Annotated in this window: 13 protein-coding genes; 5 read left to right on the top strand and 8 right to left on the bottom strand. The window is 56.0% G+C overall.

The window, feature by feature from the left end; translation table 11 throughout:
• Positions 1-28: 28 nt before the first annotated feature.
• On the top strand, positions 29-889 hold the full coding sequence (gene cho / locus GJ746_RS10645; RefSeq protein ID WP_154680163.1) for an excinuclease Cho: 861 nt from the start codon (positions 29-31) through the stop codon (positions 887-889).
• 145 nt (positions 890-1,034) lie between these two features.
• Here the strand turns inward: cho and GJ746_RS10640 are convergent, their stop codons facing one another.
• From GJ746_RS10640 to GJ746_RS10605, 8 genes are all read right to left on the bottom strand, one after another.
• Positions 1,035-3,077 (bottom strand): DUF2207 domain-containing protein, encoded by a 2,043-nt coding sequence (locus GJ746_RS10640; RefSeq protein WP_154680162.1) that lies wholly within the window; start codon positions 3,075-3,077, stop codon positions 1,035-1,037.
• Positions 3,078-3,081: 4 nt separating this feature from the next.
• Positions 3,082-3,624, bottom strand: a complete 543-nt coding sequence (locus tag GJ746_RS10635) for a LemA family protein (RefSeq protein WP_154680161.1) — start codon at positions 3,622-3,624, stop codon at positions 3,082-3,084.
• Between the two features lie 220 nt (positions 3,625-3,844).
• Positions 3,845-4,327 carry an ATP-independent periplasmic protein-refolding chaperone Spy gene (gene spy / locus GJ746_RS10630; protein WP_154680160.1) on the bottom strand — a complete coding sequence of 161 codons (483 nt, stop codon included), beginning with the start codon at positions 4,325-4,327 and terminating at the stop codon, positions 3,845-3,847.
• Between the two features lie 351 nt (positions 4,328-4,678).
• Positions 4,679-5,641 (bottom strand): succinylglutamate desuccinylase, encoded by a 963-nt coding sequence (astE, locus tag GJ746_RS10625; protein ID WP_154680159.1) that lies wholly within the window; start codon positions 5,639-5,641, stop codon positions 4,679-4,681.
• Positions 5,642-5,650: 9 nt separating this feature from the next.
• Complete coding sequence (gene astB / locus GJ746_RS10620) at positions 5,651-6,976, bottom strand: N-succinylarginine dihydrolase (protein ID WP_154680158.1); 1,326 nt, start codon at positions 6,974-6,976, stop codon at positions 5,651-5,653.
• Positions 6,973-8,451 (bottom strand): succinylglutamate-semialdehyde dehydrogenase, encoded by a 1,479-nt coding sequence (astD, locus tag GJ746_RS10615; protein ID WP_154680157.1) that lies wholly within the window; start codon positions 8,449-8,451, stop codon positions 6,973-6,975. The genes astB and astD overlap by 4 nt, the downstream gene beginning before the upstream one ends.
• On the bottom strand, positions 8,448-9,482 hold the full coding sequence (gene astA, locus GJ746_RS10610; RefSeq protein WP_154680156.1) for an arginine N-succinyltransferase: 1,035 nt from the start codon (positions 9,480-9,482) through the stop codon (positions 8,448-8,450). The genes astD and astA overlap by 4 nt, the downstream gene beginning before the upstream one ends.
• On the bottom strand, positions 9,479-10,699 hold the full coding sequence (locus tag GJ746_RS10605) for an aspartate aminotransferase family protein (RefSeq protein WP_154680155.1): 1,221 nt from the start codon (positions 10,697-10,699) through the stop codon (positions 9,479-9,481). Before GJ746_RS10605 ends, astA begins: the two co-directional genes overlap by 4 nt.
• A 444-nt stretch (positions 10,700-11,143) precedes the next feature.
• On the opposite strand from GJ746_RS10605, the gene xthA reads away from it, so the two are divergent.
• From xthA to GJ746_RS10585, 4 genes are all read left to right on the top strand, one after another.
• Positions 11,144-11,950, top strand: a complete 807-nt coding sequence (xthA, locus tag GJ746_RS10600) for an exodeoxyribonuclease III (RefSeq protein ID WP_154680154.1) — start codon at positions 11,144-11,146, stop codon at positions 11,948-11,950.
• 198 nt (positions 11,951-12,148) lie between these two features.
• A complete protein-coding gene (locus GJ746_RS10595) occupies positions 12,149-12,799 on the top strand; it encodes a TVP38/TMEM64 family protein (RefSeq protein WP_154680153.1) in 651 nt (216 codons plus the stop codon).
• Positions 12,786-13,484, top strand: a complete 699-nt coding sequence (locus GJ746_RS10590; RefSeq protein WP_154680152.1) for a TVP38/TMEM64 family protein — start codon at positions 12,786-12,788, stop codon at positions 13,482-13,484. Before GJ746_RS10595 ends, GJ746_RS10590 begins: the two co-directional genes overlap by 14 nt.
• The gene (locus tag GJ746_RS10585; protein WP_154680151.1) at positions 13,481-14,032 is read left to right on the top strand and encodes a carboxymuconolactone decarboxylase family protein; all 552 of its coding nucleotides are present in this window, start codon (positions 13,481-13,483) and stop codon (positions 14,030-14,032) included. Before GJ746_RS10590 ends, GJ746_RS10585 begins: the two co-directional genes overlap by 4 nt.
• Position 14,033: the final 1 nt, after the last annotated feature.

Genomic DNA, 14,033 nt, shown 5'->3' with positions numbered 1-14,033 from the left:
GGATAAATAAACAGCACCAGGAGTAAAAGTGGCAAGAAGGCAATCCGCCCCGCGTCTCGAATTTGAAGCCGCGGCAATCTATGAATACCCCGAGCATCTGCGTCCGTGGCTTGAAGCGCTGCCAAAACAGCCGGGCGTGTATCTGTTCCACGGCGAAAGCGATACCCTGCCGCTCTATATCGGCAAAAGCGTGAATATCCGCAGCCGGGTGTTATCGCATCTGCGCACGCCCGACGAAGCGGCTATGCTGCGCCAGGCAAGGCGTATTTCCTGGCAACGAACGGCCGGTGAACTTGGCGCGCTCCTGTTAGAAGCGCAGCTGATCAAAGAACAGCAGCCGCTATTCAACAAGCGTCTGCGGCAAAACAGGCAGCTGTGTTCTTTACGCCTTGCTGACGGCAGTCCTCAGGTGGTTTACGCCAGCGAGCTGGATTTTTCGCAACAAAGCGATCTGTATGGCCTATTCGCCAACCGCCGCGCGGCGCTGCAGGCGCTGCAAAAAATCGCCGATGAGCATCGCCTTTGTTACGGCTTAATGGGGCTGGAGCCGCTCAACCGCGGGCGCGCCTGTTTTCGCTCGGCGCTGGGCCGCTGCGCGGGTGCCTGCTGCGGCAAAGAGAGCGTCGAGTCTCATCATCAGCGGCTGCTGGAAAACATGCACAAGATGCAGCTGGTGTGCTGGCCATGGGCAGGAGCGGTCGCCCTGGAAGAGAGCAGCGATGATATGACGCAATACCACATTATTCATAACTGGCTGTGGCTCGGTGCCGTAGACTCCCTGTCGCAGGCGTCGTCGCTCACTCGCCTGTCGGCAAAGTTTGACCAGGACGGTTACAAAATATTGTGCAAACCGCTGCTCAGCGGCAGCTATAAGCTTCATCCGCTGTAAAACGGGTTATTTTCCGCCGGGTGGCGCCACACCTTGTCCGTCCTTGTTTCTTATCGCAGGTAGTTATTTGGTAGGCTCACGCGAGCGAAGCGCGCCGGGAAATTCAAACCGACGGGCGGTGTCAGCAGCGTGAGCGCCCGTTTTTTTACCAGCCGCCGCCACCGCCGCCGCCCGAACCTCCGCCGGATGAACCGCCACCAGAAGAGCCGGAACCTCTATAGCTTGAGCCAGAAGATGAACCGCTACCTGAACTGCTATCCGGCGTTGCCATAGAAGATGTGCTGCAGGACTCGTTGAAGTGACTTACGCTCCCCCAGTCGGCGCTGGCAAAAGCTTCCGACATGGCTCCAGTGGTACTCAGATAGTGAGCAAAGGTATTGGCCCAGGTTTTCCCCACCCCCAGCGCCAGCGCGACGGGCAGCAGCTCTTCAAAATGGGAAATCATCTGCGTGGGCGGATAGATAGCCTGATAGCGATGCTTCTCAGCGGTGCCGAGATACAGCTTCAACCCTTTGGCGATTGCCAGCTCGTCCAGCCCGCGCTGCGTATAGCGCGGCGTTTTCCAGCCAACGAAAACGCACAGGGCGAAGGCCACCAGCAACGCGCCAATATATCCGGCCGGTAGCTGAGTGATGGGCACAATACCAAAGATAAAAAGCCCGCCGCCCAGCGTTGCGAATGGTCCAGTCACGACAGAAAAAAATAACGGAACCGGCCCCCAGGCGCGCCATATTTCCCGGGGACGACATAAAAACCGCAGCAGAAAAGTCAACATTGCTCCGCCAATCAGCATAAAGAGCAGAGCCGGGATAGTGAGCAGCGCGGCCTCCGTATTCACCCATAATCCGCAGGCTACCGGCACCAGCAGCGCAATATAGATGCAGCGCCGCAACGGCTGCCCCCATTTACGAAATAGTTTAGCCCGCAGTTCTTCACAACGCGTCTCCTGAAGTTTACGCGCATTCTGCATAGACGGCTGGTGGGCCCTACTGATATCGATATTTTTCTGTTTTCCCTTAAAAAGAGTACTTAAGAGCTTTAGGTCATTACTGTTCAGGCGTTTGTTCCCGTCAACGGGTAACCGGGTCAGATGCTGTTTTACTCCGGACTCCGATAGCCACGGGCTGTGGGATTGTTTTTTGTTACCCATTACCGCCATTCCGCGCTTTGCCACCAGCGCTAATAAATCACTGCTAAAAGCCATATCATCATATTTGCGTCGGGTGATAAAACGCAGATAACCGGGCGACATTGAAGAAGGCAGCGAATAGAGTGGGACCACCGGCGGCATCCTCAATCCGGTTCCGGTAACGTTTTTTCGCCACCACAGCAGGTAATACCCAACCATCAACAGCAGCGGCAGCCATACCACAGAGGTTTTCAGCGTCGGGATAAGCAGATGCACCAGCGGTAAAGCGGCCTCAGGAGCCGCAGCGCCCGCCAGAATCGCCCTGGGCCAGGTATAAACTACGGTTAGCCCCTCTCCTTTTGCCAGAGACCGCACCGTGCGCACGCTGCCATCGGCAAGAATCTCCGCGTTATGCTCGTTTGCGCCTGCGGCTCCGGTATACACATCAATCGAGCGTAGTCTGCCGTCTTTAGCATCAGCGCTGAGGTTCGCGGCGGCGTCCGGTAATTCAAGACGAAAGCTGGCCTTACTGATGGGCCAGGCCCAGTCATTACCCGTCACGTTCCAGTAGAGCTCGTCCCACTCGGGGAAGCGGCTGAAATGATTACTGACCTGATAACGAATCTCATAATTGTAGATCCCCGGCCTGAGCGTTTGTTGCGCGCTCCCAATGCGTAATGTCAGCGTTTTTGCCTCTTTATCAAGGCTATAGGGCTCATATTCCCCATCGCGCGAAACCGATTTAATCTCATAATTGACGCTAAAAATCTTTCCGTCCTGACGGTTCCATGTCAGGGGCAGCGTGCGGAAAATACCTCGGCGGATCTCATTTCCCAGCGCAAGGACCTTAATATTTTCCTGCATCTCCATGCTGCCATCCGGGTTAAAACGCGCCCTGGAGTCAAAAGAGAGGATATGTTCATACGCCGGAATAGCGCCGGCGGGGATCTGCGAGGCATCTTTGACAATAACCATCTTGCTTTCGGCAATAGCCGCACTGGCAGACAGCAGCAACAGTACGGCGAAAGCCCGCAGAACGCTAAAAGATAAACGCAACATGACATCACTCCATCCGTGGTGATTTCGCTTCCTCAGGTGAATCAAGTTCAAAGAAAGCCTCTGTTTTAAAATTAAACAGACGTGCCAGCAGCAGGCTGGGAAAAGACTCAACCAGAATATTGAAATCGCGCACGGTGCCGTTGAAGTAACGACGGGCCATCTGCAGCTGCTCTTCTATTTCGCTAAGCGATTGCTGCAAGGAAAGGTAGTTTTCGCTGGCTTTGAGCTCGGGATAAGCTTCGCCGAGCGCGAAGATGCGCCCTAGCGTACCGGAGTACTGACGTTCGCTGTCGGCTATCTGCCGGGTACTGCCGACCAGCTCGCTGCGCTGGCGGGATATTTCTTCCAGCAGCTCTTTTTCATGCTGCGCGTAGCGTTTCACCAGGCTAAGCAGATTCGGCGCTAAATCGTGGCGCCGCTTGAGCTGGACGGCGATGCCGCTCCAGGCTTCGTCTTTGAAACGCCGCAGGGAGATAAAACGGTTATAGGTCATAACGACCCAGGCGAGAAAAACCACGATGGCGGCAAGGCCGATATACATTTCCATATGCAAGATCCCTGAAGATAGTAGGCTGTAGCACCAGGACATTTGCGTCCGTGGTAGCTATCAAAGCCTCAATACTTGCATATTCGACCCAGCCAGGTAAATCAGGATCCTTTAAGGATCGCTTTCTGTAGCAGCATTTTGCGTAAAAAAACCGCCGGTCCTGCCCAAAGCCTGTTGGCATTATTGGGCAAGACCGGCGGTCTTAAGTCAGCGCGCTGAGTTATTCAGCTGGTGCAGGCATTTTACCTGCCGGCGCTTTACGATCTGTCAGATGCTTCTCAAAATTGGCATTAAACTGTTTTTTCTGTTCCGGCGTCAGAATGTTATAAATCTTGTTCTGAGTTTCCAGACGGGCCAGCGCCATCTCTTTATGCTGGGCCTCCATTTTCTCAATCTGCGCTTCGGCTTTTGCCTTATCGAAGGTATCGCTGGCAACCAGCTCATGCATCGCGCGGCGCTCATCCAGAGAAGGACGCTTCATGTTTTCACGCTGGCTTTTCATGATGTCACGAATTTGCGTTTTCTGCGCATCGGTCAGGTTCAGACCTTTAAACATCATTTCATGTGGGCCGGCAGGTCCGCGTTTATGATGCATCATCGGAGCGGTATCGCCTGCGGTGGCAGTAGTGTCAGCCGCGTGGGCCAGGTTAGCCGCGCCCAGAGCCAGAGTAGAGGCAACAAACAGTGCAGTAATCTTTTTCATATTCAATCCTTACTTTGCGTTATTTTTACGGCGCGTTGCCGTGTTGACGAGATTAACTTTACGGCGTTTATCGTCAATTAGTCAGAGCAAGCGTAAAACATTGAAAGTGTAAAAAACATTTTCTCACCAATTGTGGAGAAAATAAGGAAAATGAGGAGATAAGTGCAAGATGAAATAACTAACAGACTGTTTTGTTGAGAAATTATGAAGATTATAAATCAGCAAAGATTAAAAACAAAGCATATATCCAGGAATAATCTGCAATCATTAGTTAAAGCACGAAAAAATAAAATCACCAGGAAAAAATAAACGGCAAAATAAACGCCGCCGCCCTGTCGGGCGACGGTATCACTAGATGCGCTCTAACATCAGCCCGGCGCGCTGGCCCAGGGCGACGCTGGGGTTAGGAAAGAGAACATACTGTTGTTCTTTTTCCACCACGTAACGGGTATCGCCGTCTTCTGCAAGCAGCGTCCCGACGCTAAACGGCGTGAAATTCAGCGTCTGCGCCGACATATGCAGTTGGAACTGCTCACTCCCGCGGGTGATTTGCCGCACCACCCTGTAGCACAGAGGCGTCTGCTCCTCTTCCACCGTCAGGTCTCCCGCCAGCAGCCGCGACAGCGCGCGTTGGGTGGCTGCAAACAAACTCAGATCGTTGTCGCCAAAGGGCAACGCCTTCCCCAGCTCCAGCGTGCAGGAGAGCGCGGCGAAACGTTGGCAGCTGAAATGGGTAAAGGTACCGCCCGGCTGCTGATGAAATACCAGCGCTTCCAGCCCTGCGGCCCCAAGCCAGCGCAGAAAATTTTCATCCCACGGCTTATCGCGCGCAGGCAGTACGCCGAAGCGGGTATGCAACGAGCCGCGAATAGCGGTATGTAAATCCAGGTGCCAGCGCTCACCGCTGCTCATCGAATAAAACCGCGCCAGCGCATACTCCAGCTGTCGGGCGCGGACGGTTTCATCGCTGGCGCCAAAAGTTCGCCAGCGCTCGCCAAACATGCGGTTGATATCGCTATGCATATAACGCTTATTGGCCCTCAGCGCCTGGGGGTTACCGAAGATAACCAGCAGCCGCCAGCGTAGCGAGACTTCCCCGCGAAACAGCTGACGCAGCAGCAGATCGGTAATTTCCACCGGTGCGGTTTCGTTGCCATGAATCCCTGATGATAAAACCAGTGAACGGTCACAGGGCTCATGGGGGATGAGCTGCAAAATGCCGCAGTCGATCCAGTGCCAGCGAAACTGCGCGGTTTGACCATGGAAATGGTGAGGCAAACGCCCCGCCAGAGTTAATGCCAGAAAGTCTTCCACTACGCCTCCTTATTGCTGGAACGGATACACTGAGCCAAGGCGCAAAATTTGCGTTAAGCGATCCAGCGCTTCGCGCCCCTCGCGCAAAAGCTGCGGATCCGCGAGATCGGCCTGGGTCAGGCTATCGCGATAGTAATGGTCTACCCAGTCATTCAACGTGGCAAACAGCGCATCATTCATCATTACCGCCGGGTTGACCGCCCGCAGCTCGTTCTCGTTCAGCACTACCCTGAGGCGCAGACAGGCAGGACCACCGCCATTTGCCATGCTTTCGCGTAGATCGTAAACCTGCAGCTCATCGATCGGATTATCGTGCTCCATCAGCCGGTTCAGATAGCGCCAGACGCCAGGGTGTTCCTGCGCCTCCAGCGGCAGAATCAGCCGCATCCCGCCTTCAGGTTTGCTGAGCAGCTGACTGTTGAACAGGTAGGTTGCCACCGCGTCTTCCACCGAAACCTGACTTGCCGGTACGACGAGCGGTGTAAATCCGGCAACCCGCTGCGCCAGCTGCTGCAGGAGCTGCGGCTGATCGACAAACGCCTGCTCATGGCAAAACAGCACCTGCTGGTTACTCACCGCAATAACATCGTTATGAAATACGCCCTTATCAATCACCGCCGGGTTTTGCCGGGCGAAAACGACCTGCCGGGGATTGACCTGATTCAGGCGAGCTACGGCCTGGCTGGCTTCCAGAGTCTGCCGCGCCGGATAGCGCCGCGGACCGTCGTCGTCCCCCTGCTGGCGGCCATATATAAACAGCTGCAAGCCTGGTGCGCCATATTCGCCGCTGAGACGGTTATGGTTTGCCGCCCCTTCGTCACCAAACATAGATACCTGAGGCAGCGGACCGTGTACGGCAAACCGCTGTTCATCGGGAAAAATCGCCCGCAGCAAGGCTTCCGTGGTTGGCGCTTCGCTGGCGCGATGGAATTTGTCGTTCAGGTTAGCGACGGTCAGATGTACTCGACCATCTAATGAATCGGCAGAGGGTGAGACCGTTGCGGCGTTAGCCACCCACATTGATGAGGCGGAGCTGGCCGCCGAAAGCAGTTCCGGCGCCTGGCGCGCTGCTTTTTCCAACACCTGTTCATCGCTGCCGCTAAAGCCAATCTGGCGCAAAAGCGGGATATTTGGCCGCTCCTGCGGCGGGATCAGCGCCTGTGGATAGCCCGCGTCCGCCAGCGCTTTCATTTTCTTCAGCCCCTGCTTTGCCGCCAGCTGCGGGTTGGACACCCTATAGCGATGTTTCGTCGAGGCTTCGTTACCGAAGGATAATCCCGCGTAGTGGTGAGTCAGGCCCGGCAGCCCGTCAAAGTTAACCTCCCAGGCTTTCATTGAGATGTCTCCCGGCTAAAATCCAGCCCCGGGCTAAGCGTTGTCGGCAGTGACAGCTCCGGCGATTCCAGGCTGGCCATCGGCCAGGCGCAGTAATCTGCAGCGTACCAGGCCCCGGGCCGATGGTTACCGGAAGCGCCTGTACCGCCGAACGGCGCGGTGCTGGCGGCCCCGGTCAGCGGCTTGTTCCAGTTAACAATACCGGCTCGCGCCTCCAGCAGCAGGCGGTCAAATTTCTCACGATCGGCGGAGATGAGCCCACAGGAAAGCCCGAAGCGGGTGGCGTTAGCGAGGGCTATTGCCCGATCGAAGTCGTCATAGCGCCAGACGCAGAGCAGCGGGCCAAAGACCTCTTCGTCAGCCACCTGCGCCACATCGCTCATCTCAATAATGCCCGGCGTCAGCAGCGACGTACCGGGCTGCAGCAGGCGCGGCTCCAGCAGCGTCCTGCCGCCGTTGGCAACGTGGTTTACCCAGGCCTGATGAACGTTCTGCGCCGCCTGCGCTGAAATTAGCCCGCCGAGAAACGGCTGAGGCTCGGCGTCCCACGCGCCGGGAATCAGCTTTTGTGACACCGTCACCAGGCGTTGAAGAAAGGTATCGCCTACCTCTCCGCGTTTAACCAACAGCCGACGCGCGCAGGTACAGCGCTGCCCTGCGGTAATAAATGCCGACTGAATCGTCAGATGCACGGCGGCATCGATATCCTGCGGTTCATCGACAATCAGCGGGTTATTGCCGCCCATTTCGAGGGCCAGAATTTTTTCCGGCTGCCCGGCGAGCTGTCGATGCAGCTGAAAACCGGTGGCAGAGCTGCCGGTAAACAGCAGGCCGTCGATGTCAGCCTGGCCGCTCAGAGCCTCGCCGGTTTCGCGGCCGCCCTGAAGCAGATTCAGTACGCCCGGCGGCAGGCCGGCTTCGGCCCATAGTTTCACCACCGCCTCGCCGCTTTGCGGGGTCAGTTCGCTGGGTTTGAACACCACGGTATTCCCCGCCAACAGCGCCGGAACGATATGTCCGTTAGGTAGATGTCCAGGGAAGTTGTAGGGGCCAAATACCGCCAGTACGCCGTGCGGACGGTGGCGCAGGGTTGCAGCTCCGTCAGCCATCGCGGTTTGCGCTTCTCCGGTGCGGGTATGGTAAGCATTAACCGATATCGCGATTTTATTGATCATCGCGGCAATTTCCGTAGCCGCTTCCCAACGCGGTTTGCCGGTTTCCTGAGCGATGATTGCAGTCAATTCGGTCTTGTTCGCTTCCAGCAAGAAAGCAAACTTTTCCGCTATCGCTTTTCGCTCGGCAAACGGCCGACGCGCCCAGGCGGGAAACGCCCGCCGCGCCGCGCTGACCGCCAGCGCAACCTGCTCAGCATCGGCATCATTGCCCTGCCACAGCAGCGCCTGGCTTACCGGGTTAGTTTTACTGCGGGCCGGGCCGCGACCGCTTTGCCAGTCGCCGTTAATCCATAAGCTCATGATTTTTTCTCCTCAGGGCACAGGCGAACCAGGCGAATTTGCTCGCCAGAATGGCATTTCAGGGCATCCAGCTCGCGCGCGCTTAGCACGACGCGATCGCTCTCCGGATCGGCGTGAACTAGCATGGCGCGAAACTGCTGATACTGCTCATTGGCCACCAGGCAGGCAGGCCACTCGCCCGACGCGGGCTCGCCTTCAACGGCGGTGACCAGCCGACTTTTGCGGATGGCCCGCACCCGGTCAATTTCACACTCCAGCGTCGGGCCGCCGTCGAAAATATCGACATAGTTAAGATAGCGGAACCCCTCTTTCTCCAGCACCGCGCGCGCCGGGGCGGTTTGCGGATGCACCTCGCCGATTACCGCCCGCGCCTCATCGCTTAAAAAGTCGATATACAGCGGATGCTTCGGCATCAGCGCGGCAATAAACGCTTTTTGCCCGGTACCGCACAGGTAGTCTGCGCGGGAAAACTCCATCGCGAAGAAGCGCTTCCCGAGGCTCTCCCAGAACGGCGAATAGCCGTGCTCATCAATCACTCCGCGCATTTCCGCCACCACCTTTTCGTTAAAATGTTCACGAAAAGCAGCCATAAACAGAAAGCGCGATTTCGACAGCAGATAGCCGTTACCCTCTTTACGCCATTTCGGGTCGAGGAACAGCGTACACAGCTCGCTGCTGCCGGTATGATCGTTACTGAGAAACAGCGTCGGCAGCGCGTTATAGACGTTAAGCTCTTTTGAAGCGTGGACCTGGGTACCGACGCGATAGTTGTACCAGGGGTCGTTAAGCCCGACCGCCACCTCGATGGCGCAAATCCCCGCCACCGCGCCGCTGACGCAATCCTCCAGAACGAAGACATACCCCTGCTCGCTTTTCGGCAGCTCGCCGCGCCATGTCATCTGCGAACGTTCAATTCGCGCCGCAAGCGTGGCCTCGTCAGCCGGCAGCGACGTCAGGCCGCCGCCGGTCTCGCCTGCCAGAGCCATTAACCCCGGCAGATCCCCTTTTTCTACAGGACGGATCACCATCATGATGAGACCCCCGCGAGAAAGCGTTTGCAGGCCAGCTCAAAGCGATCCAGCCCGTGGTTAATCTCTTCTTCGCTGATAATCAGCGCCGGAGCGAAGCGCACCACATTGGCGCCGGCAATTAAAATCATCAGCCCTTCTTCCGCTGCCTGATTGCTGATTGTCTTCGCCTTCCCGGCATATTCATCCTTCAGCACGCAGCCAATGAGCAGCCCCAGACCGCGGATCTCTTTAAACAGGCCATAACGCGCATTAATCGCGTTGAGTCGTTCGCTGAACCACTGATGGCGCTGCTTAACGCCGTTGAGAACGTCGTGGGTATTGACGATAGAAAATACTTCCCCCGCGACTGCGCAGGCCAGCGGGTTACCGCCGTAGGTAGTGCCGTGAGTGCCGACGGTCATCACGCTGGCGCAGCGCTCGCTTGCCAGCAGCGCGCCGATCGGGAAGCCGCCGCCCAGCGCTTTAGCCGTAGAAAGTACGTCCGGCGTCACGCCATAGTGCATGTAGGCGTACAGTTCGCCGGTGCGGCCTACGCCAGTCTGCACCTCATCAAAAATCAGCAGCGCATTATGCGCATCGCACAGTTCACGCAGGCCGCGCAGGAAATCAGCCTGCGCAGGCACCACGCCGCCTTCACCCTGCACAGGCTCGACGATCACCGCGCAGGTGCTGTCGTTAATCAGCGCCTTTGCCGAGTCGAGGTCGTTGTAGATGGCGTGCTGAATTTGCGGCGGCAGCGGCGCAAAATCCTGCGAATAGGCCGGCTGACCGCCGGCGGAAACGGTGAACAGCGTGCGGCCATGAAAAGCGTTTTTGAATGCCACAATGCCGCTTTTCTCGCTGCCATAATGGTCGTGAGCGTATTTACGCGCCAGTTTTAGCGCCGCTTCGTTAGCTTCCGCCCCTGAGTTACAGAAAAAGACCCGGTCGGCAAAGGTGGCGTCGATCAGCTGTTTAGCCAGACGCAGCACCGGCTCATTGGTATAACCGTTGCCGGTGTGCCAGAACTTACCCGCCTGCTCGGCCAGCGCCTTAACCAGCCGCGGATGGGCGTGACCAAGGGCGTTAACCGCTATACCGCCCGCAAAATCGATATACTCTTTCCCCTGCTGATCCCACAGGCGTGAACCCTCGCCGCGTACCGGAATAAAAGCCGCTGGCGCGTATACAGGCATCATCCATTCATCAAAGTTGCTACGCGTAATTGACTGAGACATATCGACCTCTTCCGGTAAACAAAAAGTTTAAATAATGTTAATGAATATGGTTATTACGCTGTAAATGTAGATTGCACGGTTCGTGCCAGCCAGAGGTAAAAATGCATAAATCGATATTGCCAACGAAATATCAATAAGTTACGCAAGCTCACTATTCACAAGAAATGCATAAAAAGTGAATAAAAATGGCAAAAGAGGCTTTAGCAGTGAAATAAAAAGAAAGGTTATGCAGAGGTGAGATATAATTCTGTAATTGTGATCGTTGACGAAATTTATCGGTAATAACTGCCCTTTTTTGGCGCATTGCGTTGCACAATGGTGCACCGTTCGGGAAAACGGGCAATTAACCGCCGTCATTAGCAGATTAAACCGTCTTACCGCAGCCAGCCCGCCGAATTTCTGCTACCATCCCTGCACTATTTACCTTGCACAGTGGCAGCGACTATGAAATTTGTCTCTTTTAATATCAACGGCCTGCGTGCCCGCCCGCATCAGCTGGCCGCCATCATCGATAAACACCAGCCCGACGTCATCGGTCTTCAGGAAACCAAAGTCCACGACGACATGTTTCCCCTTGAAGAGGTAGCGAAGCTTGGCTACAACGTCTTTTATCACGGACAGAAAGGCCATTACGGTGTCGCGCTGCTGACCAAAGAGACGCCGATCGCCGTGCGTCGCGGTTTTCCGAACGATGGTGAAGAGGCCCAGCGCCGCATTATCATGGCGGAAATCCCCTCTCCGTTCGGCAACGTGACGGTGATTAACGGCTATTTCCCGCAGGGAGAAAGCCGCGATCATGAAACCAAATTCCCGGCCAAGGCGGCGTTTTACCAGAATCTGCAAAACTACCTCGATACCGAGCTGAATAAAGACAATCCGGTACTGATTATGGGCGATATGAATATCAGCCCCACCGATCTCGACATCGGCATCGGTGAAGAGAACCGCAAGCGCTGGCTGCGTACCGGCAAATGTTCATTCCTGCCGGAAGAGCGCGAATGGATGGATCGTCTGCTGGGCTGGGGTCTGGTGGATACGTACCGCCATGCAAACCCACAGGATAACGAACATTTTTCGTGGTTCGACTATCGCTCTAAAGGCTTTGACGATAACCGCGGGCTGCGTATCGACCTTTTGCTGGCAAGTAATCCGCTGGCGCAGCGCTGCGTTGAAACCGGAATTGACTACGAAATTCGCGCAATGGAAAAACCATCCGACCATGCACCGGTCTGGGCGACCTTTAAAGCCTAAATCTTCCCTTAATCAGGCTCTCTGACCCGGAGAGCCTGCGTGATATCAAAAAAGCCGCCGTAATTGATTGTTAACGCCGGCAAACTATTATACTGTCGCGCGCACTTTTCGCCCGCCCGGCAATACAGGAGAACCCCATGCAAAAGAAGCCGTCATAAAGCTGAACTGAAGCTGCTTTCTGTTGCGGTCGTCTTGAGCATGATGGTCTGGATTATCCATCAGACGGGTTTTGCCGAGCTGGTCACCAATTTTCACCATCTGCGCGAGACTATCCGCCAAAGCGGAACCTTCGGCTATACGCTCTATATTCTGCTATTTATTATCGCCACTCTGTTTTTGATTCCGGGAAGCGTTTTGGTTATCGCCGGCGGCGTCATTTTTGGTCCTCTACCGGGAACCTTGCTATCGCTGCTGGCGGCAACGGTTGCCTCATCCCTGTCGTTTCTGTTCGCCCGCTGGCTGGGGCGCGAGCTGCTGTTAAAATACGTCGGGCAAACGGCGGTATTTCAGGCAATTGAAAAAGGGATCGCCCGTAGCGGCAGCGACTTTTTAATTCTGACGCGCCTCATTCCACTCTTTCCTTATAATCTGCAGAATTATGCGTACGGCCTGACGGCTATTCCATTCTGGTCTTTTACCTTTATTTCCGCCGTCACTACCTTACCCGGCATTTATATTTATACGCTAATGGCCAGCGAACTTATCCGCGACGGTATCACCGTTATTTTTATGCTTAAGCTGACTGTCGCAGGACTAGCCTTATTTACCTTAATTCAGGCGGCGAAAAGATATGCCCGCTATCGGCGAATCGATACCGAACGGCTACAGGCTGAAGATGAAAAAGAGTAAAGCGCGCTACCGGATAGCCGTTGTCATTACGCTGCTTGCGGCGCTGCTGGCATGGTGGCGAATACCCGGCATAAATGATTTCATACAGCAGAGTCTTGCGGCCTTTGCCACGCTCGATCAGCCGGCGATTGAGCGCTTTATCGACTCCTGGGGCCCGCAGGCGGCGCTGGTCTCCTTCGCGCTGATGATTCTACAGGCGATAATCGCCCCGCTTCCCGCCTTCCTGATAACCTTTGCTAACGCTTCCCTGTTCGGTGCCTTCTGGGGCGGCGCGCTGTCGTGGGTCAGCTCGATGGCCGGGGCGGCGCTGTGCTTTTTTATCGCCAGAGTTCTCGGTCGTGAGGTGGTGGAAAAACTCACCGGTAAAAGCGTGTTGCGAAGTATGGATGGCTTTTTTGCCCGCTACGGCAAACACACGATATTGATCTGCCGCCTGCTGCCTTTCGTGCCGTTTGATCCGGTGAGCTACGCCGCCGGGCTGACGTCGATACGCTTTCGCCACTTTATGCTGGCTACCGGTCTCGGCCAGCTGCCCGCGACGATTGTCTATTCATGGACCGGCAGCCTGCTGACCGGCGGTACCTTCTGGCTGTTGACCGGTCTGTCAATCATGTTTGCGCTGGCCATTGTGGTGGTGGTCGCGAAAGCACTCTATCTTGAACAACAGAAGAGGAGTTCACGATGAGCTTACCGCCCCTGAAGTCCATTCCCCTGATTCTGCGTCCGCAGGCCTGGCTGCATCGCCGCCATTACGGCGAGGTGCTCAGTCCTATCCGCTGGTGGGGGCGTATCCCCCTGGTGTTTTACCTGGTGTCAATGTTCGTTGGCTATCTGGAACGTAGGCGCTCGCCTCTCGACCCGGTACTGCGTTCGCTGGTCAGCGCCCGCGTCGCGCAGCTGTGCCTGTGCGAGTTTTGTATTGATATCACCAATATGAAGCTGGCGGAGCGCTGCGGCGGCAGCGATAAACTCCTGGCAGTCGCCGGGTGGCGAGACAGCGCGCTATTCAGCGAGCGCGAGCGGCTGGCGCTGGAGTACGCCGAAGCGGCGAGCATGACGCCTCCGATCGTTGACGACGCGTTACGCGCTAAGCTGGCTCGCCAGTTTGATGCTCAGGCGCTAACTGAACTCACCGCGCTGATCGGGTTACAAAACCTCTCGGCGCGCTTTAATTCTGCCATGGCAATCCCTGCCCAGGGATTGTGCCAGGTTCCGACCGATTCAAGACCCTAAG

This window comes from Klebsiella oxytoca (assembly GCF_009707385.1).
In the GTDB taxonomy this organism is placed as follows: domain Bacteria; phylum Pseudomonadota; class Gammaproteobacteria; order Enterobacterales; family Enterobacteriaceae; genus Klebsiella; species Klebsiella oxytoca_C.
This window is presented reverse-complemented; position numbering and strand designations above follow the sequence as displayed.

Coding starts and splice junctions, on each gene's coding strand:
- GJ746_RS10640 (WP_154680162.1), bottom strand. CDS start 3,077: ATGTTGCGTTTATCTTTTAGCGTTCTGCGGGCTTTCGCCGTACTGTTG.
- xthA (WP_154680154.1), top strand. CDS start 11,144: ATGAAATTTGTCTCTTTTAATATCAACGGCCTGCGTGCCCGCCCGCAT.
- GJ746_RS10595 (WP_154680153.1), top strand. CDS start 12,149: ATGATGGTCTGGATTATCCATCAGACGGGTTTTGCCGAGCTGGTCACC.
- astD (WP_154680157.1), bottom strand. CDS start 8,451: ATGAGCTTATGGATTAACGGCGACTGGCAAAGCGGTCGCGGCCCGGCC.
- spy (WP_154680160.1), bottom strand. CDS start 4,327: ATGAAAAAGATTACTGCACTGTTTGTTGCCTCTACTCTGGCTCTGGGC.
- GJ746_RS10635 (WP_154680161.1), bottom strand. CDS start 3,624: ATGGAAATGTATATCGGCCTTGCCGCCATCGTGGTTTTTCTCGCCTGG.
- GJ746_RS10605 (WP_154680155.1), bottom strand. CDS start 10,699: ATGTCTCAGTCAATTACGCGTAGCAACTTTGATGAATGGATGATGCCT.
- GJ746_RS10585 (WP_154680151.1), top strand. CDS start 13,481: ATGAGCTTACCGCCCCTGAAGTCCATTCCCCTGATTCTGCGTCCGCAG.
- astA (WP_154680156.1), bottom strand. CDS start 9,482: ATGATGGTGATCCGTCCTGTAGAAAAAGGGGATCTGCCGGGGTTAATG.
- astB (WP_154680158.1), bottom strand. CDS start 6,976: ATGAAAGCCTGGGAGGTTAACTTTGACGGGCTGCCGGGCCTGACTCAC.
- GJ746_RS10590 (WP_154680152.1), top strand. CDS start 12,786: ATGAAAAAGAGTAAAGCGCGCTACCGGATAGCCGTTGTCATTACGCTG.